General features: G+C 60.7%; 17 protein-coding genes. 11 read left to right on the forward strand and 6 right to left on the reverse strand.

Annotated elements, in window-relative coordinates; genetic code table 11:
• Nucleotides 1-8: 8 nt before the first annotated feature.
• The 3 genes from QCBJ_RS25970 to QCBJ_RS25980 form a co-directional block, all read right to left on the reverse strand.
• Entirely contained in the window at nucleotides 9-974 is a 966-nt protein-coding gene (locus QCBJ_RS25970) for an L-carnitine dehydrogenase (RefSeq protein WP_102061884.1), read from the reverse strand.
• Between the two features lie 65 nt (nucleotides 975-1,039).
• The gene (locus QCBJ_RS25975) at nucleotides 1,040-1,927 is read right to left on the reverse strand and encodes a 3-keto-5-aminohexanoate cleavage protein (RefSeq protein WP_015886265.1); all 888 of its coding nucleotides are present in this window, start codon (nucleotides 1,925-1,927) and stop codon (nucleotides 1,040-1,042) included.
• An 87-nt stretch (nucleotides 1,928-2,014) separates the two neighbouring features.
• Nucleotides 2,015-2,959, reverse strand: a complete 945-nt coding sequence (locus QCBJ_RS25980) for a choline ABC transporter substrate-binding protein (protein ID WP_102061885.1) — start codon at nucleotides 2,957-2,959, stop codon at nucleotides 2,015-2,017.
• A 194-nt stretch (nucleotides 2,960-3,153) separates the two neighbouring features.
• Between QCBJ_RS25980 and QCBJ_RS25985 the strand changes: the two genes are divergently transcribed.
• Nucleotides 3,154-4,098, forward strand: a complete 945-nt coding sequence (locus QCBJ_RS25985; RefSeq protein ID WP_102061886.1) for a GlxA family transcriptional regulator — start codon at nucleotides 3,154-3,156, stop codon at nucleotides 4,096-4,098.
• Nucleotides 4,099-4,166: 68 nt separating this feature from the next.
• The gene (locus QCBJ_RS25990) at nucleotides 4,167-5,345 is read left to right on the forward strand and encodes a hypothetical protein (RefSeq protein WP_015886262.1); all 1,179 of its coding nucleotides are present in this window, start codon (nucleotides 4,167-4,169) and stop codon (nucleotides 5,343-5,345) included.
• Between the two features lie 123 nt (nucleotides 5,346-5,468).
• On the opposite strand, the gene QCBJ_RS25995 is transcribed toward QCBJ_RS25990, so the two are convergent.
• Nucleotides 5,469-5,885 carry a DUF3010 family protein gene (locus QCBJ_RS25995; RefSeq protein ID WP_015886261.1) on the reverse strand — a complete coding sequence of 139 codons (417 nt, stop codon included), beginning with the start codon at nucleotides 5,883-5,885 and terminating at the stop codon, nucleotides 5,469-5,471.
• A gap of 217 nt (nucleotides 5,886-6,102) precedes the next feature.
• On the opposite strand from QCBJ_RS25995, the gene QCBJ_RS26000 reads away from it, so the two are divergent.
• Both QCBJ_RS26000 and QCBJ_RS26005 read left to right on the forward strand, forming a co-directional pair.
• Entirely contained in the window at nucleotides 6,103-6,399 is a 297-nt protein-coding gene (locus tag QCBJ_RS26000; protein ID WP_015886260.1) for a helix-turn-helix domain-containing protein, read from the forward strand.
• On the forward strand, nucleotides 6,396-7,634 hold the full coding sequence (locus QCBJ_RS26005) for a type II toxin-antitoxin system HipA family toxin (RefSeq protein ID WP_015886259.1): 1,239 nt from the start codon (nucleotides 6,396-6,398) through the stop codon (nucleotides 7,632-7,634). Before QCBJ_RS26000 ends, QCBJ_RS26005 begins: the two co-directional genes overlap by 4 nt.
• A 3-nt stretch (nucleotides 7,635-7,637) precedes the next feature.
• Here the strand turns inward: QCBJ_RS26005 and QCBJ_RS26010 are convergent, their stop codons facing one another.
• Nucleotides 7,638-8,039, reverse strand: coding sequence for a lysozyme inhibitor LprI family protein (locus QCBJ_RS26010; RefSeq protein ID WP_015886258.1), 402 nt, complete (start codon nucleotides 8,037-8,039; stop codon nucleotides 7,638-7,640).
• A gap of 219 nt (nucleotides 8,040-8,258) precedes the next feature.
• Here QCBJ_RS26010 and QCBJ_RS26015 point away from each other — a divergent pair, with 219 nt between their 5' ends.
• The 6 genes from QCBJ_RS26015 to QCBJ_RS26040 all read left to right on the forward strand — a co-directional run bounded on the left by QCBJ_RS26015 (nucleotide 8,259) and on the right by QCBJ_RS26040 (nucleotide 16,027).
• Entirely contained in the window at nucleotides 8,259-9,236 is a 978-nt protein-coding gene (locus tag QCBJ_RS26015) for a dipeptidase (RefSeq protein WP_015886257.1), read from the forward strand.
• Nucleotides 9,237-9,305: 69 nt separating this feature from the next.
• Complete coding sequence (locus tag QCBJ_RS26020) at nucleotides 9,306-9,836, forward strand: DUF5943 domain-containing protein (RefSeq protein WP_015886256.1); 531 nt, start codon at nucleotides 9,306-9,308, stop codon at nucleotides 9,834-9,836.
• 15 nt (nucleotides 9,837-9,851) lie between these two features.
• On the forward strand, nucleotides 9,852-11,912 hold the full coding sequence (gene dgcA / locus QCBJ_RS26025; RefSeq protein ID WP_093542477.1) for a dimethylglycine demethylation protein DgcA: 2,061 nt from the start codon (nucleotides 9,852-9,854) through the stop codon (nucleotides 11,910-11,912).
• A gap of 170 nt (nucleotides 11,913-12,082) precedes the next feature.
• Nucleotides 12,083-14,026: a dimethylglycine demethylation protein DgcB gene (gene dgcB / locus QCBJ_RS26030; RefSeq protein WP_046034975.1), complete on the forward strand. Its 1,944-nt coding sequence runs from the start codon at nucleotides 12,083-12,085 to the stop codon at nucleotides 14,024-14,026.
• Nucleotides 14,026-15,246, forward strand: coding sequence for an electron transfer flavoprotein subunit alpha/FixB family protein (locus tag QCBJ_RS26035; RefSeq protein ID WP_102061887.1), 1,221 nt, complete (start codon nucleotides 14,026-14,028; stop codon nucleotides 15,244-15,246). The genes dgcB and QCBJ_RS26035 overlap by 1 nt, the downstream gene beginning before the upstream one ends.
• Before the next feature lie 10 nt (nucleotides 15,247-15,256).
• Complete coding sequence (locus QCBJ_RS26040; RefSeq protein WP_102061888.1) at nucleotides 15,257-16,027, forward strand: electron transfer flavoprotein subunit beta; 771 nt, start codon at nucleotides 15,257-15,259, stop codon at nucleotides 16,025-16,027.
• Between the two features lie 926 nt (nucleotides 16,028-16,953).
• Here the strand turns inward: QCBJ_RS26040 and gbcA are convergent.
• Nucleotides 16,954-18,249, reverse strand: a complete 1,296-nt coding sequence (gbcA, locus tag QCBJ_RS26045) for a glycine-betaine demethylase subunit GbcA (protein ID WP_015886251.1) — start codon at nucleotides 18,247-18,249, stop codon at nucleotides 16,954-16,956.
• Between the two features lie 280 nt (nucleotides 18,250-18,529).
• Here gbcA and gbcB point away from each other — a divergent pair, with 280 nt between their 5' ends.
• On the forward strand, nucleotides 18,530-19,630 hold the full coding sequence (gbcB, locus tag QCBJ_RS26050; protein ID WP_015886250.1) for a glycine-betaine demethylase subunit GbcB: 1,101 nt from the start codon (nucleotides 18,530-18,532) through the stop codon (nucleotides 19,628-19,630).
• Nucleotides 19,631-19,632 lie beyond the last annotated feature (2 nt).

Below are 19,632 nucleotides of genomic sequence, written 5' to 3' on the forward strand. Positions count from 1 at the left end.
GGTTTCCGTTATTCGGCGAAGTTCATGCCGTGTTTGGCCTTAGTGGTTTTCACCGCCTCCAGCACCGCCAGCAGGCAATCATCACGATAGCGCTCCAGCGCCGAAATGCTGTGCTTGCCCAATTGATCGCTGGTGCCGTCGACCACATCGTCAATCAACTTGTCGGTCAGTTCCGGCGCCGGCAGGTAGGTCCACGGCAACTGCAGCGCCGGACCGAACTGCGCCATGAAATGCCGCATGCCGGCATCACCACCCGCCAGGGTATAGGTGAGGAAGGTGCCCATGAACGACCAGCGCAGGCCCGCGCCAAAGCGGATCGCGTCATCGATCTCGCCGGTGGTGGCCACGCCATCGTTGACCAAGTGCAGCGCCTCGCGCCATAGCGCTTCCAACAGGCGGTCAGCGATAAAGCCGGGCACTTCCTTGCGCACATGCAGCGGGCGCATGCCGAGTGATTCATACACCTTGATCGCCGCCTGGATCGCCTCTGGCGCAGTGTGCTTGCCGCCCACCACTTCCACCAGCGGCAGCAAGTAGACCGGGTTGAACGGGTGCCCGACCACGCAGCGCTCGGGGTGAGTCGAACCTTCGTAGAACTCGCTTGGCAACAAGCCCGAAGTGCTAGAACCAATCAACGCGTTCGGCTTGGCTGCGGCGCTGATCTGGCTGTGCAGATCCAGTTTGAGTTCCAGGCGCTCCGGGGCGCTTTCCTGGATGAAGTCGGCGTCTTTCACGCACGCTTCGATGGTCGCGACAAAGCGCAGGCGGTCCTGGGATGCGCCCGGTGCGAGGCCTTGTTTTTCCAGAGCGTCCCAAGCGTTGGCGACGCGCTTGCGCAGCGCCGCTTCGGCACCGGGCGCGGGGTCCCAGGCGACCACATCCAGGCCGTGGGCCAGCGCGCGAGCCACCCAGCCGCTGCCGATAACGCCGCTGCCGAGGGCGGCGAAGGTTTTGATTTCAGTGATAAAGCTCATGGCGACGTCCTAAAGAGTTCGGTGATCCCTTGTGGGAGGGGGCAAGCCCCCTCCCACCGTTTTGATTAGCTGCGTTTGGTCAAACCCATCTTGATGCGGCCTTCGGCCGGGGTCATGACCCGTGCACCCAGGCGGCTGAGGATTTCACTCGCTCGCTCCACCAACTGACCGTTAGTGGCGAGCACGCCTTTGTCCAGCCACAGGTTGTCTTCCAGGCCGACCCGCACGTTGCCGCCCAGCAACACCGCTTGTGCGGCCATTGGCATTTGCATGCGGCCGATGCCGAAGCCGGCCCACACAGCGTCGGCGGGCAGGTTGTCGACCATGGCTTTCATGGTGGTGGTGTCGGCCGGCGCGCCCCACGGGATGCCCAGGCACAATTGGAACAGCGGGTCGTCCAGCAGGCCTTCCTTGATCATCTGTTTGGCGAACCACAGGTGGCCGGTGTCGAATATTTCCAGCTCGGCTTTCACGCCCAATGCCTGGATGCGTTTGGCACCCGCCCGCAGCTGCGCCGGGGTGGACACGTAAATGGTGTCGCCATCGCCGAAGTTCAGGGTGCCGCAGTCGAGGGTGCAGATTTCCGGCAGCAGCTCTTCCACATGGGCCAGGCGAGTCAGCGGGCCGACCAGGTCGGTGTTGGGGCCGAATTCCATCGGGTGCTCGCCGCCGCCGATCTCCAGGTCGCCGCCCATGCCGGCGGTGAGGTTGACGATGATGTCGATGTCGGCCTCACGGATGCGCTCCATCACTTCACGGTACAGGGCAACGTCGCGGCTGAACTTGCCGGTTTCGGGGTCGCGCACGTGGCAATGCACCACGGTGGCACCGGCCTTGGCGGCTTCCACGGCGGCGGCGGCGATTTGTTTCGGGGTGACCGGCACGTGCGGGCTTCTGCTGGTCGTGTCGCCAGCACCGGTGAGTGCGCAGGTGATGATGACGTCGTGGTTCATGAGGCGGTTCCTTACAGGCGTGATTTCAAGGGTGTGGCGATGCCGTTCGCGGTCGAAAGTGACCGCGAAGCGGTGATTGAAAGGGGGTTACTTGCTGGTCAATTGCAGGTTGGCTGCCGCCGGTTTGCCGTCGAAGGTGGTCACCCCTTCCAGCCAGCGCGCCTGGTCCTGCGGGTGATCCTTGAGCCACTGTTTGGCGGACTCGAGGGCGTCCTTGTGATCCAGCAACGGCTGCATCATCCGGCTCTCGTCGGCGGCGGTGAAGGTCAGGTTGGTCAGCAGTTTGTGCACGTTGGGGCACTGTTCGGCGTAGGTTGGCGCGGTCACGGTCCACACGGTCGCCATGCCTTCGTTCGGGCCCAGGGCGTCGTCGCTGCCGGTGAGGTACGTCATGGCGACGTTGACGTTCATCGGGTGCGGCGCCCAGCCGAAGAACACCACGGCTTCCTTGCGGCGAACCGCGCGGTCGACGGCGGCGAGCATGCCGGCTTCACTGGACTCGACCAACTGGAACTTGCCCAGGCCGAACTGGTTCTTGGCGATCATCGCCTTGATCTGGGTGTTGGCGCCCGAGCCTGGCTCGATGCCGTAGATCTTGCCGCCCAGCTCTTTCTCGAACTTGGCGATGTCGGCGAAGGTTTTCAGGCCTTTGTCCGCCAGGTAAGTCGGCACGGCGAGGGTGGCGCGGGCATCTTCCAGGCTGGGCTTGTCCAGCACCTTGACTTGCTTGGCGTCGACGAACGGCGTGATGGTCTGGGTCATCAGCGGGTTCCAGTAGCCCAGGAACAGGTCCAGGCGCTGGTCGCGGATACCGGCGAAGATGATTTGCTGGGAGGCGCTGGTCTGTTTGGTCTTGTAGCCGAGGCCGTCGAGCAACACTTGGGTCATGGCGCTGGTGGCGATTACGTCGGTCCAGTTCACCACGCCCATGCGCACGTTCTGGCAGGACGCCGCATCGGCGGCCATTACGTGGGTGCTCAAGATGGCGCTGGCGCTGAGTGCGAGCATGCAGCGGCGAATCAGTCGGTTCATGGTGGATCCCTCGGCAGGTCGTTATTGTGGGGTCCGGCGTCTTTGTGCGCCGTGGGATCACGTTACGTAGCTTTAGGGGCGACAAAACGCACGGCGGCGACCCGCTCTTGCACTGCAGCGACCTGTGCTCTTGAATGGCCCGTTGAACTGGCGTATCACAGTGAGCACGCTGCCCGTATTACGAGAGCGCCACCATGTCCCAGGATTTCTACTTTCTGCTGATGCCGGGTTTTTCGGCCATCGGGTTTATCTCTGCGCTGGAACCGCTGCGAGTGGCCAACCGCTTTCGCGGCGAGTTGTACCGCTGGCACATATTGAGCGCGGACGGCGGCGCGGTGCTTGCGAGCAATGGCATGTCGGTCAACGCCGATGCAGCGCTGGAACCGCTGAAAAAAGGCGCGACCTTGCTGGTGGTGGCCGGCTTTGAGCCGCTGCAGTTCGCCACTCCTGCGCTGGAACACTGGCTGCGCCGCCTCGACCATGACGGCGTGACCCTCGGCGCCATCGACACCGGCGCCTGTGTACTGGCCGAAGCCGGTTTGCTCGACGGCCACCGCCTGACCCTGCACTGGGAAGCCATCGACGCGTTCAAGGAATCCTACCCGCAGCTCACAGTGACCCAGGAACTCTTCGAAATCGACCGCCGCCGCATCACCTGCGCTGGCGGCACGGCGTCCATCGACCTGATGCTCGACCTGATCGCCCAGGCTCATGGCTCGGAGCTGGCGATCCAGGTTTCCGAACAATTCGTGCTCAGCCGTATCCGCCCACGCAAAGACCACCAGCGCATGCAGATCGCCACGCGCTACGGCATCAACAACAAAAAATTGGTGCAAGTGATCGGCGAGATGGAGCAACACACCGAGCCGCCGCTGAGCACATTGGCCTTGGCCGAGGCGATCAAAGTCACTCGGCGGCAATTGGAGCGCCTGTTTCGCCTGCATCTGAACGACACACCGAGCAACTTCTACCTCGGCCTGCGCCTTGAAAAAGCCCGACAGTTGCTGCGCCAGAGTGATTTGAGCGTGCTGGAGGTGAGCATTGCCTGTGGGTTTGAGTCGCCGTCGTATTTCACTAGGAGTTATCGGGCGAGGTTTGCCAAGTGTCCGAGGGAGGATCGGCGACGGGAGGTGGTTTGACGGCTGATTATAGTCAATTATACTCGTTACTATAATTTATAGTCCTTTCCATAATTGAGTATAAAAGCATGTCCAAGAACAGCGGCTTTGTATTCCGCCGTCCCGACCTGGCAAGCAGCATTGCCGATGGCCTGGTGGGGGCCGGTATTCAGGATTTCACCTCTGGCCTATTTCTCGCGGCGCCGCGTCGCACGGGCAAAAGTACTTTTTTGCGTGAGGACCTTGTTCCTGAATGCCAGGCACGTGGTTGGCTGGCGGTGTATGTCGACCTGTGGGCCGACAAGGAAAAAGATCCCGCCGACCTGATCTCCAGTGCCATTGCCGGTGCCCTGGTGCCCTTTGAAAAGGGCATCCGCAAACTGGCCAAAAATATCGGCATCGAAAAGCTCAGCTTCCTGCGCACCTTGTCCTGGGATTTCACCAAGCCGCAATTGCCTGCAGGCGCGACACTGACGCAAGCGCTGGAGCTGCTTCACAGCGCTGCCGAGAAAACCGTCGTGCTGGTGATCGACGAAGCCCAGCACGCGCTCACCACCGAAGCGGGTGTTAACGCGATGTTTGCCCTCAAGGCCGCCCGGGACCAGCTCAACCAAGGTCGTGAAGGCGAGGGCAGCGGGTTGCGCCTGGTGTTCACGGGGTCCAATCGCGACAAGCTTGCCCATCTGGTATTAGGTAAAAGCCAGCCGTTCTTCGGGTCCAGCATCACGCCATTTCCACTGTTGGGCAAAGCATTCACACAGGCCTACACCGTGTACCTCAACGGCCTTCTGGCCAAGACCAACCAGTTCAATGCGGCCGACATCGATGAAGCGTTCGAGCTGGTGGGCCGTCGCCCGGAAATGTTGCGCACCATTATTGGTGAAGTGGCATTGGAACTGGGGGAGGCGAGCAATCTCGGCCAACTGCTGCACAGTCGCGCCGAACTGCTGCGCGCCGGCGTTTGGACCGAATTCGAAAGTGCCTGGAACGCCCTCACCATTCCCCAGCGTGCGGTGCTGGAAGTGATGGTGGAGCGCTCCCAGAACAACGAACCGTTCGCGCCGTTTACCGACAGCACCATCACGGCCGTCAGCAAGGCGTTGGAAGACATGGGCAGCGACGTAGTGCCGGGCACCCAGACCATCCAGGCCTGTATCGATGCCCTGCGTGATAAAGAGCTGGTATGGAAGTCGAGCCGGGGTGGCTATGCCCTGGAGGACAAATCCTTCGGAGATTGGCTGCAGCACCGGCGCCGAGCACTTAACTGAATCAAACGCTGAGCACATGTGGGAGCTGGCTTGCCTGCGATAGCGGTGGGGCAGCGCTGTAGATGCTGGCTGATACACCGCCATCGCAGGCAAGCCAGCTCCCACATTGATATAGGGTGTGGCTTATTTCTTGACCAGTGCCGAACACGCCGCCTTGTACGCCTCATGCTGATATTTGTTCAGCGTCACCGGCAAGTCAAAGGTGTGCTTCTTGTTCTGTGCATTGATGGTCTGCGGCGACAACAGCGTCACCTCAACACCGTCCAGCAACTGAAATACCCCTTCAATCTTGAACGTGGTCGGCCCACCGGCAAACTCACCTTTCTTGCTGCGCTTCTTGATGGCGATGCGCTCGATGGCATTTTCCTGCACAAACGCCTTCACCTGGGTGGCGAAGGCTTTGACGTTGGCGGCCTCATCGTCGTCGTCCAGCGCGATTTTCTTGGTCGCCAGGGCGACATGGGTCAGCGCCTGGTTGTCCAGGGAGGCGACGGCGATGATGGCTTCGCTGCCTTTGATTTCGATGCCGCAGGTTTTCATGGTTTAGCCTTGAAGGACGTGAGATGACGCAGATGGTCGCGCACCTTTCGAGGGGGGTCAAAGGCGCGGCAATCCAGGTCAGATTTATATTTTAATAAGAGATACCAGGTTGTCTCTTATGCTAAGAAAAACATATTAATGGATAGCAGGTTGTCCATTATTTTATGTGGGCTTCCTGCGGGTGCTACACTTGCTAACACTCATTTGAGGTCGGACCATGGCCCTTACCCATATTCTCTACGCCCCCGGCGAGATTGCTTTGCAGATCGCTGGAAATGCCAAGGCACTGCGGCTGAGCAAGAACCTTTCTCGCCGAGCCTTGGCAGCCCAGTCGGGAGTGGCCGAGTCCACGCTCAAGCGCTTTGAAACGACCGGAAAGGTTTCCCTTGATGCCTTACTGCTGATCGCGATGAGCCTGGGGGTAGGGGCGCAAATGGCGAATCTGTTCAGTGCGCCGCCGCCGATCAGTCTCCAGGAATTGAAAAGTCAAACCAGGCTTCGAGGGCGTCGATGAAAACAGTCTCCGCACTGCACGTTATGTTGCAAGGCTCACACGTCGGTGAGCTGGTGGATGCACCCGGCAGGGGGATTTATTTTTCGTATGATCCGAGTTGGTTGGCGAACGGCTTCAACCTGGCGCCGTTGTACATGGACTTTTCTTCCACACCTCAGTTGGCAGCTGACGAGTTACTTTTCGGTGGCCTGCCGGGGGCGTTCAGCGATTCGTTGCCCGATGGCTGGGGGCTGTTGCTGATGGACCGTTTCTTTCGCATGAAATTGGGAATTGAACGGCGTGCGATACGCCCATTGGACCGGCTGGCCTATATGGGCAATCGGGGCATGGGGGCGCTTGAGTATAGGCCGATGCTCGAGAAAGATTCAGAGCAAGGCGAGCTGGATCTGGCGTCCCTTTACCACGCTTCGCAAAACGTATTGTCTGGCGAAACGCACGAGGTGATCGAGTCATTGCGCCTGGCGGGAGGCTCTCCCGGTGGTGCGCGGCCAAAGGCAGTCATTGGGCTCTCGACCGACAAGCAGCAGGCCATTTCTTCATTTGGTGAGATGCCTGAAGGCTATGAACACTGGTTGATCAAATTCCGCAGTCAGGGCGAGCATCGCGACAGTGGCGCTATCGAACAAGCCTACGCCGAGATCGCTCGTAACGCGGGGGTCGAAGTCTCGGATTCAAGCCTGCTCGAGGTACAGACGGATACCGGACTAGAGCGTTTTTTCAACACTCGACGCTTTGACCGAACCGGTCACATCAAGCGCCATATGCTGACCTGCGCGGCGATCCTGTATGCCGATTTCCGCATGCCCAGCCTTGACTACGGCGACCTGTTGCGCCTGACCTTCGCCATCACCCAAAACGCCGGTGATGTGCAGAAAATGGCTCGGCTGATGGTCTTCAATGCGTTGGCTCACAATCGCGACGATCACGCGAAAAACTTCTCGTTCTTCGGCTCCTCGGCTGGCTGGCAGATGGCGCCAGCTTATGACCTGACGTTTGCCAATACCAGCGGTCGCGGGAATGAACATACCTGTGCCTTTGCAGGTACGGGCCAGCCATCACGCCAGGCAATCAGGAAGGTCTGTGAACCCTTCAGCTTTCTCGAACCCGAGCTTTACATCGAGCAGACCATGGAGGCCTTGTCGAAGTGGAGCCAGCATTGCGCGGACCTCCATATCGACAAAATTCAGCGTGATCATCTGCAAATGGCCTTCAACTCAATATGGAAAGCCTTCTAGCCGTCACTCCTGCCCAATCGATTCCAAAAACTCCGACCGCTCATCACTCATTCGCGCCAAACAATCATTCTGCGCAATCGCATAGGCCTTGGTGCCGTTCACGGCCGGGAACGTATCCACGGCGCAATCGGCATCGCGCAATTTCTCCCACTTCTGCTGCGCATCCTTCAGACGAGCGGTAATGTCGGCCAGTTTGGTCTTGTCGCTGCCATAGGTCGAACCCATGCGTTCCAGCAGGCCCTGATAGTTATCCTTGAGCAGTTGCTCAGCGGTGGTTTTGTTGTAAGAGGCGCATTCCAGGGTTTGCTTGTCGTTTTCGATGCCGTCGCACGGCGTGCTATCGGTGTCTTCGGCCGCGTGAACGCCGGTTGCGATGAGTGCCAAAGCCAGGAAAATCGATTTCATTGCGCCGTCTCATATCAGGTGATGCGGGAATTCTGGCTCAAGCGTAAGACAATGAACAGTCGCCAGTCAGACCTCTCTTAACAGCCTTTGTCGTGGATTGACGCTTTCGGCAATTCCCCTGTCGTTTTTGCACCCGGCTCTGTCGGCCCCTGGGCATATGCTGGCCCCAAAGCGCCGGCAGACGATTCGGCGCATGAATCGCCAATAAGGGGACGCCTGATGAGCCCAGCCGAATTGCACGCCGACAGCATCGTTATCGACGGGCTGATTATTGCCAAGTGGAACCGCGACCTGTTCGAAGACATGCGCAAAGGTGGCCTCACGGCTGCCAACTGCACGGTGTCGGTGTGGGAAGGGTTCCAGGCCACCATCAACAATATCGTGGCCAGCCAGACCCTGATCCGTGAGAACAGTGACTTGGTGATCCCGGTGAAAACCACTGCGGACATCCGCAAAGCCAAGGAACAGGGCAAGACCGGCATCATTTTCGGCTTCCAGAACGCCCATGCCTTCGAAGACCAGCTCGGCTACGTCGAGATCTTCAAGCAGCTCGGCGTCGGTGTGGTGCAGATGTGCTACAACACCCAGAACCTGGTCGGCACCGGTTGCTACGAGCGTGATGGCGGCCTGTCGGGCTTTGGCCGTGAGGTGGTCGGCGAGATGAACCGCGTCGGCATCATGTGCGACCTGTCCCATGTGGGCTCCAAGACGTCCGAAGAAGTCATCCTCGAATCGAAGAAACCGGTGTGCTATTCGCACTGCCTGCCGTCCGGGCTCAAAGAGCACCCGCGCAATAAATCCGATGAAGAGCTGAAGTTCATCGCTGACCACGGCGGCTTTGTCGGCGTGACCATGTTCGCGCCGTTCCTGGCCAAGGGCATCGATTCGACCATCGACGACTACGCCGAAGCCATCGAATACACCATGAACATCGTCGGTGAAGACGCGATCGGCATCGGCACCGACTTCACCCAGGGCCATGGCCAGGATTTCTTCGAAATGCTGACCCATGACAAGGGCTACGCACGCCGCCTGACCAGCTTCGGCAAGATCATCAACCCGCTGGGCATCCGCACCGTGGGCGAGTTCCCCAACCTCACCGAGACCCTGCTCAAGCGCGGCCATCCTGAGCGCGTGGTGCGCAAGATCATGGGCGAGAACTGGGTCAACGTGCTCAAGGACGTCTGGGGCGAATAAGCCACCGCATTTCTCCCCCGGCCGTTCGCGTCGGGGGCACTACCAAGAATTTTCTGGAGTTAAGTTTCCATGGCCAAGATCGCCCCGCAATTGCCTATCGAAGTTGACAGCGAAACCGGTGTCTGGACTTCCGACGCCCTGCCGATGTTGTACGTGCCACGTCATTTTTTCGTGAATAACCACATCGGCATCGAAGAAGTGCTGGGCGCCGACGCCTATGCCGAGATCCTCTACAAGGCCGGCTACAAATCCGCCTGGCACTGGTGTGAAAAAGAAGCCGAGTGCCACGGCCTGGAAGGCGTCGCGGTGTTCGAGCATTACATGAAGCGCCTGTCGCAACGCGGCTGGGGCCTGTTCAAGATCCAAGACATCGACCTCGACAAAGGCACCGCCAGCGTCAAGCTCGAACACTCGGCGTTCGTCTACGTGTACGGCAAGGTCGGGCGCAAAGTGGACTACATGTTCACTGGCTGGTTTGCCGGCGCGATGGACCAGATTCTCGAAGCGCGCGGAAGCAAGATCCGCACCGTCGCCGAACAAGTCTACGGAGGCTCCGAAGAGGGCCACGATGACGGCCTGTTCACCGTCAAGCCGTTGTAAGCCGAGGACCGTGCCATGGCTTTCGAAGCAATGTTTGCGCCGATCCAGATCGGCAAACTGACCATCCGCAACCGCGTGCTCAGCACCGCTCACGCCGAGGTGTATGCCACCGACGGCGGCATGACCACCGACCGCTATGTGAAGTATTACGAAGAGAAAGCCAAGGGCGGCATCGGCCTGGCGATCTGCGGCGGTTCCTCGGTGGTCGCCATCGACAGTCCGCAGGAGTGGTGGAGCTCGGTCAACCTGTCCACCGACCGTATCATCCCGCACTTCCAGAACCTGGCTGACGCCATGCACAAGCATGGCGCCAAGATCATGATCCAGATTACCCACATGGGCCGTCGCTCGCGTTGGGACGGCTTCAACTGGCCCACCCTGATGTCGCCGTCCGGCGTGCGTGAGCCGGTGCACCGTGCCACCTGCAAGACCATCGAGCCCGAGGAAATATGGCGCGTGATCGGTAACTACGCCAGCGCCGCCAAGCGCGCCAAGGCCGGTGGCCTGGACGGTGTGGAGCTGTCGGCCGTGCACCAGCACATGATCGACCAGTTCTGGAGCCCACGGGTCAACAAGCGTACCGACGAGTGGGGCGGTAGCTTTGAAGGCCGCATGAAGTTCGGCCTGGAAGTCCTCAAAGCCGTGCGTGCCGAGGTCGGTGACGACTTCTGCGTGGGTATGCGCCTGTGCGGCGACGAGTTCCACCCGGACGGCCTGTCCCACGAGGACATGAAGCAGATCGCCAAGTATTACGACGACACTGGCATGCTCGATTTCATCGGCGTGGTGGGCTCGGGTTGCGACACCCACAACACCCTGGCCAACGTTATCCCCAACATGAGTTATCCACCGGAGCCGTTCCTGCACCTGGCCGCCGGTATCAAGGAAGTGGTCAAGGTCCCGGTGCTGCACGCGCAGAACATCAAGGACCCGAACCAGGCCACGCGCATTCTGGAAGGCGGCTATGTGGACATGGTCGGCATGACCCGTGCACACATCGCCGACCCGCACCTGATCGCCAAGATCAAGATGGGCCAGATCGACCAGATCAAGCAGTGCGTCGGCGCCAACTATTGCATCGACCGCCAGTACCAGGGCCTGGATGTGCTGTGCATCCAGAACGCTGCGACTTCCCGTGAATACATGGGCGTGCCCCACATCATCGAGAAGTCCACCGGACCCAAACGCAAAGTCGTGGTGGTCGGTGCCGGCCCGGCCGGGATGGAAGCCGCACGCGTGGCTGCCGAACGTGGCCACGACGTGACCCTGCTCGAAAAGAAAGAGTTTATCGGCGGGCAGATCACCACCGCCTCGAAAGCGCCACAGCGCGATCAGATTGCCGGGATCACCCGCTGGTTCCAGTTGGAGCTGGCACGTTTGAAAGTCGACCTGCGCCTGGGCGTGGCGGCCGACGCCGACACCATCCTGGACCTGCGCCCGGATGTGGTGGTGCTGGCAGTGGGCGGGCACCCGAATGTGGAGCAGAACGAACACTGGGGCGCGGCCGAAGGCTTGGTCGTCAGCAGTTGGGACGTGCTCGACGGCAAGGTCGCACCGGGTAAAAACGTGTTGGTGTACGACACCATCTGCGAATTCACCGGCATGTCGGTCGCGGATTTCCTCGCGGACAAAGGCTGCCAGGTCGAGATCGTCACCGACGATATCAAACCGGGCGTGGCCATCGGCGGTACGTCGTTCCCGACCTACTACCGCAGCATGTACCCCAAGGAAGTGATCATGACTGGCGACATGATGCTGGAAAAGGTCTACCGCGAGGGCGACAAGCTGGTGGCGGTGCTGGAGAACGAATACACCGGTGCCAAAGAGGAACGGGTGGTCGACCAGGTGGTGGTTGAAAACGGCGTGCGTCCGGATGAAGCCATCTACTACGCGCTCAAGGAAGGCTCGCGCAACAAGGGCCAGATCGACGTCGAAGCCTTGTTCGCGATCAAGCCGCAGCCGTGCTTGAGCGAGGCGGGTGACGGGTACTTGCTGTTCCGCATTGGCGACTGTGTGGCGCAGCGTAATACCCACGCTGCGATCTATGACGCCCTGCGCTTGTGCAAGGATTTCTGACCCGACACCGAAATAATGTGGACTCGGTCCAAATGTGGGAGGGGGCTTGCTCCCGATGGCAGTGTGTCAGTTGATGCATGTGTGGCTGATTCGCCGCCATCGGGAGCACGCCCCCTCCCACATTAAGGCCAGTTTCACAGTAGACCTGTGTGGTCTGTGGGAGCTTCACCATGTTGAACACCTTGCTGCCTATTCTGTTGTTTGCCGCGTTGGGCCTGGCCGTCCTCGGCGCCCTGCGCCGGGTGAACATGTGGCGCCGTGGCCGCGCTTCCAAGGTTGACCTGCTGGGCGGCCTGCTGGCCATGCCCAAGCGCTACATGGTCGACCTGCACCACGTGGTCGCCCGCGACAAATACATCGCCAACACCCACGTCGCGACCGCGCTGGGGTTTGTGCTGTCGGCGCTGCTGGCGATCCTCGTACACGGTTTCGGCCTGCATAACCGCATCCTCGGCTACGCCTTGCTGATGGCCTCGGTGCTGATGTTTGTCGGCGCCACGTTCGTCTATCTGCGGCGGCGCAATCCGCCGTCGCGCCTGTCGAAGGGCCCGTGGATGCGCCTGCCGAAAAGCCTCATGGCGTTCTCGGTGAGTTTCTTCCTGGTGACGCTGCCGGTGGCTGGAATCCTGCCGGCTGATTTCGGCGGCTGGCTGCTCGCTGCGCTGCTCAGCGTCGGTGTGTTGTGGGGCGTGTCCGAGATGTTCTTCGGCATGACTTGGGGCGGCCCGATGAAACACGCCTTTGCCGGTGCCTTGCACCTGGCCTGGCACCGCCGCGCCGAACGCTTTGGCGGTGGCCGTTCCACCGGTTTGAAGCCGCTGGACCTCAGCGACAAGTCCGCGCCGCTGGGCGTGGAGAAACCCAAGGATTTCACTTGGAACCAATTGCTCGGTTTCGACGCCTGCGTGCAGTGCGGCAAGTGCGAAGCCGCGTGCCCGGCGTTCGCCGCCGGCCAGCCGCTGAACCCGAAAAAACTCATTCAGGATATGGTGGTCGGCCTGGCCGGCGGCACCGATGCCAAATTTGCCGGCAGCCCCTATCCAGGCAAACCGATCGGCGAACACAGCGGCAACCCGCACCAGCCCATCGTCAACGGCCTGGTGGACGCCGAGACCCTGTGGTCATGCACCACCTGCCGTGCCTGTGTGGAAGAGTGCCCGATGATGATCGAGCACGTGGACGCCATCGTCGACATGCGCCGCCACCTCACCCTGGAAAAAGGGGCCACGCCGAACAAGGGCGCCGAAGTCCTCGAGAATTTGATCGCCACCGACAACCCCGGCGGTTTCGCACCGGGTGGTCGCCTGAACTGGGCGGCGGATCTGAACCTGCCGTTGCTCAGCGACAAGGGCAGTGCCGAGGTGCTGTTCTGGGTCGGCGATGGCGCCTTCGACATGCGTAACCAACGCACGCTGCGAGCCTTTGTCAAAGTGCTCAAAGCGGCCAAGGTGGACTTTGCCGTGCTCGGCCTGGAAGAACGCGACAGCGGAGATGTAGCCCGCCGTCTGGGCGATGAAGCGACATTCCAGTTGCTGGCCACGCGCAATATCCAGACGTTGGCCAAGTACAGCTTCAAGCGCATCGTCACGTGCGACCCGCACAGTTTCCACGTGCTGAAGAACGAGTACGGCGCCTTTAACGGCAACTACCTCGTGCAGCACCACAGTACCTTCATGGCCGAGTTGATCGGCGAGGGCGCGCTGAACCTGGGCCAGCACAAGGGCAACAGCGTGACCTATCACGACCCGTGCTACCTGGGCCGCTACAACGGCGAATACGAGGCGCCGCGCCAAGTGCTGCGGGCGCTGGGCATCGAGGTCAAGGAGATGCAACGCTCGGGCTTCCGTTCTCGCTGCTGCGGCGGTGGGGGTGGGGCGCCGATTACTGACATTCCCGGCAAGCAACGTATCCCGGACATGCGCATGGACGACATCCGCGAAACCGGCGCCGAGCTGGTGGCCGTGGGTTGCCCGCAATGTACCGCGATGCTGGAAGGTGTGGTCGAGCCGCGCCCATTGATCAAGGATATCGCGGAGTTGGTGGCTGATGCGTTGCTGGAAGACGCCGCACCGGCCAAGGCCCCGGCCAAACTTGAACCTGCGGAGGTGCATTGATGAGCGACATTATCCGCCGCGACCCACGGGCCGAATGGATCGCCCGCAACCGCTTGCACCCGCTGCACGCGGCCATGCAGCCGGTACAACACAGTTGGATGGGACCTAACGGTGTCATTCGCAAGAACGTACACGGCGTCGGTTTTATCGGCCCCAACGGCATCAAGCGTATCGACCGCAGCGGTGCCCAGCAGGGCGGCGCGGCCAAGCGCACGGCGGCGGTGGAAGTGCAGTTGCCGCTGCATCAGGTGCCTGCGCCTGCCTTCTACATCAACGTGGTGCCGGACATGGTGGGCGGCCGCTTGAGCAGCCACGACCGCGACCTGCTTGGCCTGGCGCGGCAACTCGCCGGCAGCGACGGCGCGGTGCTGGCGGTGGTGTTTGGCGAGCACAAGGAAAGTACGTTTGCCACCGCTGGCGTCGACCGTCTGCTGGTGCTTGAGGGCCACGAATTCGACGGTTATTCACCGGAGCAACGGGTTCAAGGTTTGCGCGCTGTGGATAACCAGTTCAACCCGCGTCATTGGTTGCTGCCGGACAGCCGCAGCGGTGGCGGCGAACTGGGCCGACGTTTTGCCGCGAGCCTCAAGGAGCGCCCGGCCACGCGGGTGTGGCAGATCAAGGGCGACGAGTGCATCGGCCGCGCCGGTGCTGGCCATGAAGACTTGGCCCGGCCGCTGCCGCGCCTGATCCTGGCTGCCGTAGAGTGCGCGGAGCCCGTCAGCGAAACCCGTCACGAAGCGTTGCCTGTGGAGTTATCCACAGCCCTGGCGCGCAGCTTGCCGCGTATCGAGGACCTCGGCGCGGTGGCGGTGGACCCGGGGGCTATTCCCATGGCCGAGGCCGAATTCATTTTCTCCGGTGGCAATGGGGTGAAGGACTGGGCGCTGTTCCACCAGACCGCTGCGGCGTTGGGTGCCACCGAAGGCGCCTCCCGCGTCGCGGTGGACGATGGCTTCATGGCGCGTGACCGTCAGGTGGGCGCCAGCGGCACCTGGGTCACGGCGCGGGTGTATGTGGCCGTGGGCATTTCCGGGGCGATCCAGCACCTGCAGGGCATCGGCGCCTGCGACAAGGTGGTGGCGATCAACCTGGATCCTGGCTGCGACATGATCAAGCGTGCCGACCTCTCGGTCATCGGCGAAAGCGCCGCGATACTGCAAGCCTTGATCGCGGCGGTCGAGACCTACCGCAACGGCGCCAAGCGCGATGCTGCTTAAGGATATGACCATGACGACGAATGTAATCAGCCTGGTGTCCATCGGTGCCCACCCTACCTCCGGGCGCCCGCGCCGTGCTGAGCAGGACGCGCGCGCCGTCGAACTGGGCCTGCAAATGGCTGGGGATAAGTTGCAGGTGCTGCACGCCGGCAACATCGCCGAACCGACACTGCGCAGTTACCTGGGCATGGGCTTGCCAGAGTTACATGTACTGGAGCAACCGGCTGGCAGCGATGCGTTGCCGGTACTCAGTGAGTACTTGCGCGATGCCGGTGCCCAGGTGGTGCTCACTGGCAGCCAGGCCGAAACCGGTGAAGGCTCGGGCATGTTGCCGTTCTTGCTGGCCGAGCAGTTGGGCTGGCCGCTGATTGTCGGGCTGGCGCAGGTTGAATCGATCGAAGCGGGCGTGGCCCATGTGCTGCAAGCCCTGCCACGCGGCCAGCGGCGCCGGTTGAAGGTGCGTTTGCCGTTCCTGGCGACCGTGGATAACGCCGCGCCCAAGTCTCGGCAAAGTGCGTACGGCCCGGCGCAGCGCGGTGAACTGGCGGCTCACGAAGTTGAAGTCGAGCAGGACGCGTTATACACAGGGGCCGTGCTGCAACCGGCCAAGCCTCGCCCCAAGCGGCTCAAGGTGATCAAGGCCAAGAGCGGCGCCGATCGTATGAAAGCCGCCACGGCCAAGGCCAGCGGCGGCGGTGGGCAAGTGCTCAAGGGACTCAGCCCGGAAGCGGGCGCCGAGGCCATTCTCAAGCTGCTGGTTGAGGAAGGCGTCGTACGCTGATCCCCTGTGGGAGCTGGCGTATCTGTACCTGTAGTGAGCGGGCTTGCCCCGCGCTGGGGGGCGAAGCCGCCCCAATAAATACGCCGCTGAGTTTCAGATAAAACCAAGTCGTTTGGTTTGGGGCGGCTTCGCCCCCCAGCGCGGGGCAAGCCCGCTCACTACAACGATGTGTAGATTCCAATGGCTATAGCAGGGAAGCCAGCTCCCCCCCATACTTGAAGTCCCTTGAGCTTACCCACAATCCCTGTTGACCCGTCTGTGGATAACCTGTTCGCGGTTGTCCACAGCCCCTGTGAATCAAGCCCTGCAGCCCTCTGTACGAAAAACAACCAAGCTAACTGACGGTTTTTACTTGGGTTTTTCCCTGTCTCTGTGCATTTTTCCCAGCCGACTTGCCCCCATACTCTGTTGGCGCTTCTGTGGATAACGTGTTCGCTCCCGGCTGCAGCCCTTATAAATAAAGGCTTTCATTCGATTGGTCAAAATCTGATCGATTCACGATTTTTTTCGACTAAAACTCGTGTAAACCGCGATTTATGAAGGTTTGAAGCGGTTTTCCACAGCATCGTCAAAGTTGCCCCCAAAGTCTGTTGGTGCTTCTGTGGATAAGGTGTTTGCGTACCGCTACAAGCCACGGTTTACATGGCTTTCACGGTATTGGTCAGAAAGTGATCAGCTGTGCGTTAAAACTGGCAGCACGAATAAGTCACGGATTTTCTTCATTTATTTTTAGGGGATAGCGCAGTTGCCCACAATTGCTGTGGGTGGCTTTGTGGATAAGTTGTTGGGGAAAGGCTGGAAGGCAGGATGCGATTGGTCTGCAAGGGGGTTGATCAAATTTTGATCATGGGTGAAAGCTAATGTGGGAGGTGCCTGCGATGGCGTTGTATCAGCCCATACCGCCATCGCAGGCAAGCCCCACCTTTTTATTCGTGTACGGCAACACCTTTGAGGTACGGCGCCGGGGCGGCACCCAAGTTGCTGAGCATGCGCTCGCTGTACCAATCCACGAAGTTCACCACGCCGAACTCATAGGTCTTGGAGTAAGGGCCGGGCTGGTAGGCGGTGGAGTTGATCCCGCGCTGGTTCTCTTCGGCCAGGCGACGATCCTGGTCGTTGGTGGCGTCCCACACCTGGCGCATGCGCTCCACGTCATAATCCACGCCCTCGACCGCATCCTTGTGCACGATCCACTTGGTGGTGACCATGGTTTCCTGGGCGCTGATCGGCCACACGGTGAACACGATGATGTGGTCACCCATGCAGTGGTTCCACGAGTGCGGCAGGTGCAAAATGCGCATCGAGCCCAGGTCCGGGTTCTTGATGCGACCCATGAGTTTGGCGCAGCCCTGCTTGCCGTCCAGGGTCATCGACACGGTGCCCTTGAGCAGCGGCATGCGCACGATGCGGTTACGCAAGCCGAAGCTCGCGTGGGCGTAAGGGATCTTCTCGGCATCCCAGGCAGCGGCAGACGCGGCCACGTGGTCCTTGAACGCCTGGTCGGCGCGCGGGTCGGTGACGTCATCCCATTCCAGCAGGGTTTTGAGCAGTTCCGGGTGCGAAGCGTTGCAGTGGTAGCACTCGCGGTTGTTTTCCAGCACCAGCTTCCAGTTGGCCTTTTCGAACAAGGTGGTCTGAATCGCCACCTTGGTGTTCTCCATGTCGTAGGGTTCCATGTAGTGGTTCAGTGTCGACAGGAAGTCATCGATGGCCGGCGGGTTCTCAGCCAGGCTGATGAAGATGTAGCCACCCGCGGTCTTCACGTTCACCGGCTTCAAGCCGTACTGCTTCATGTCGAAGTCGGCGCCCATCTCGGTACCGGCGAACAGCAGGCGCCCGTCCAGTTCGTAGGTCCACTGGTGGTAATGGCACACCAGTTTGGCGACCTTGCCCTTGTCGCTGGTGCACAAGCGCGAGCCACGGTGGCGGCACACGTTGTGGAAGGCATGCACCACGCCTTCGGCGCCACGGATCACGATGATCGGGTTTTTGCCCACTTGCAGGGTCAGGTAGTTGCCCTTGGTGGGGATCTCGCAGGTCATGCCGGCGATCAACCACTCTTTCTGGAAGATCTCCTGCATGTCGATATCAAACAACCGCTCATCAGAGTAGAACGGCTGTGGCAGCGAAAAGGTGCGCTCGCGCTCTTGCAGCATCTGCGCGGTGGCCTTGCGTGCGGGTTCCAGCGGATCGCCCAAGCTTAAAGTTGCGGTGACGTCCATCGTGTGTGTCCTCATGGCCATTCTGTGTGGCCGAGATAAGTGGCTAATCAGGTTTGCAGCAAGGCGTAAAGAAAGCGTCTGTGTTGGGAGCGAGTGTGGGGCCGCCGATGCGCCGAACCTTATCCATGAGCGACATGGCCCACTCTGATCCCGACGCGCAACCCCCGTGGTATGGGGGCTGGTCGCGATAAGTATGTGAATGTCGCAGATAGGTAAATGGGTGGTTCTCGCGTTACGCAGAATCGCCACCATAAGGCCGACCTCGGCGGTGGAGAAGAACATGTCCAGCAATTTCCTGAATCCGGTAACGACCCAGACCTGGGCCAATGGTCGGCACATCGTCCGTTGCGTCAAAGTCATCCAGGAAACCTGGGACGTGCGCACCTTTTGCTTCATGGCCGACCAGCCGATCCTGTTCTTTTTCAAGCCGGGGCAGTTCGTCACCCTGGAGCTGGAAATCGAAGGCCAGCCGATCATGCGTTCGTACACCATTTCCAGCTCGCCGTCGGTGCCGTACAGCTTCTCGGTGACGATCAAGCGCGTGCCGGGCGGCAAGGTCTCCAACTGGCTGCACGACACCCTGCACGAAGGCCAGGAGTTGGCGGTGCACGGGCCGGTGGGCCTGTTCAATGCCATCGATTACCCGAGCCCGAAAGTGTTGTACCTCAGCGGTGGTGTGGGGATCACCCCGGTCATGTCCATGGCGCGCTGGTTCTACGACACCAACGCCAATGTCGACATGACGTTTATCCACAGCGCCCGCTCGCCCAAGGACATCATTTACCACCGCGAGCTGGAGCACATGGCGTCGCGCATCGATAACTTCAGCCTGCACCTGATCTGCGAGAAACACGGGTTGGGTGAGCCATGGGCAGGTTATCGCGGTTACCTGAACCACAAGATGCTCGAGCTGATGGTGCCGGACTTCCTGGAGCGCGAAGTGTTCTGCTGCGGGCCTACGCCGTACATGAACGCGGTGAAGCGCCTGCTGGAAGTCGCCGGTTTCGACATGGCGCGCTACCACGAAGAATCCTTCGGAGCCACGCCACCCGAAGCCCGTGCCGATGCGGTGGAGCAAGCCGAACAAGCTGCCGACGCACCGGAAATCGATCTGGCGGATTTGCACCAGGTGGAATTCATTGCGTCGGGCAAGAGCATTCGCGTCGCACCGGGCGAAACCGTGCATGCGGCGGCGGCCAAGCTCGGCCTGTTGATCCCGAAAGCCTGTGGCATGGGGATTTGCGGCACATGCAAGGTGATGAAGCTGGGGGGCGAGGTCGAGATGGACCACAACGGCGGGATCACCGAGGAGGACGAAGCCGAGGGCTACATCCTATCCTGCTGCAGTGTGCCGAAGGGTGATGTGCGCATTGAGTTCTGACG

The sequence above is a fragment of the Pseudomonas sp. QC2 genome, assembly GCF_002859085.1.
Classification (GTDB): Bacteria; Pseudomonadota; Gammaproteobacteria; order Pseudomonadales; family Pseudomonadaceae; genus Aquipseudomonas; species Aquipseudomonas petroselini.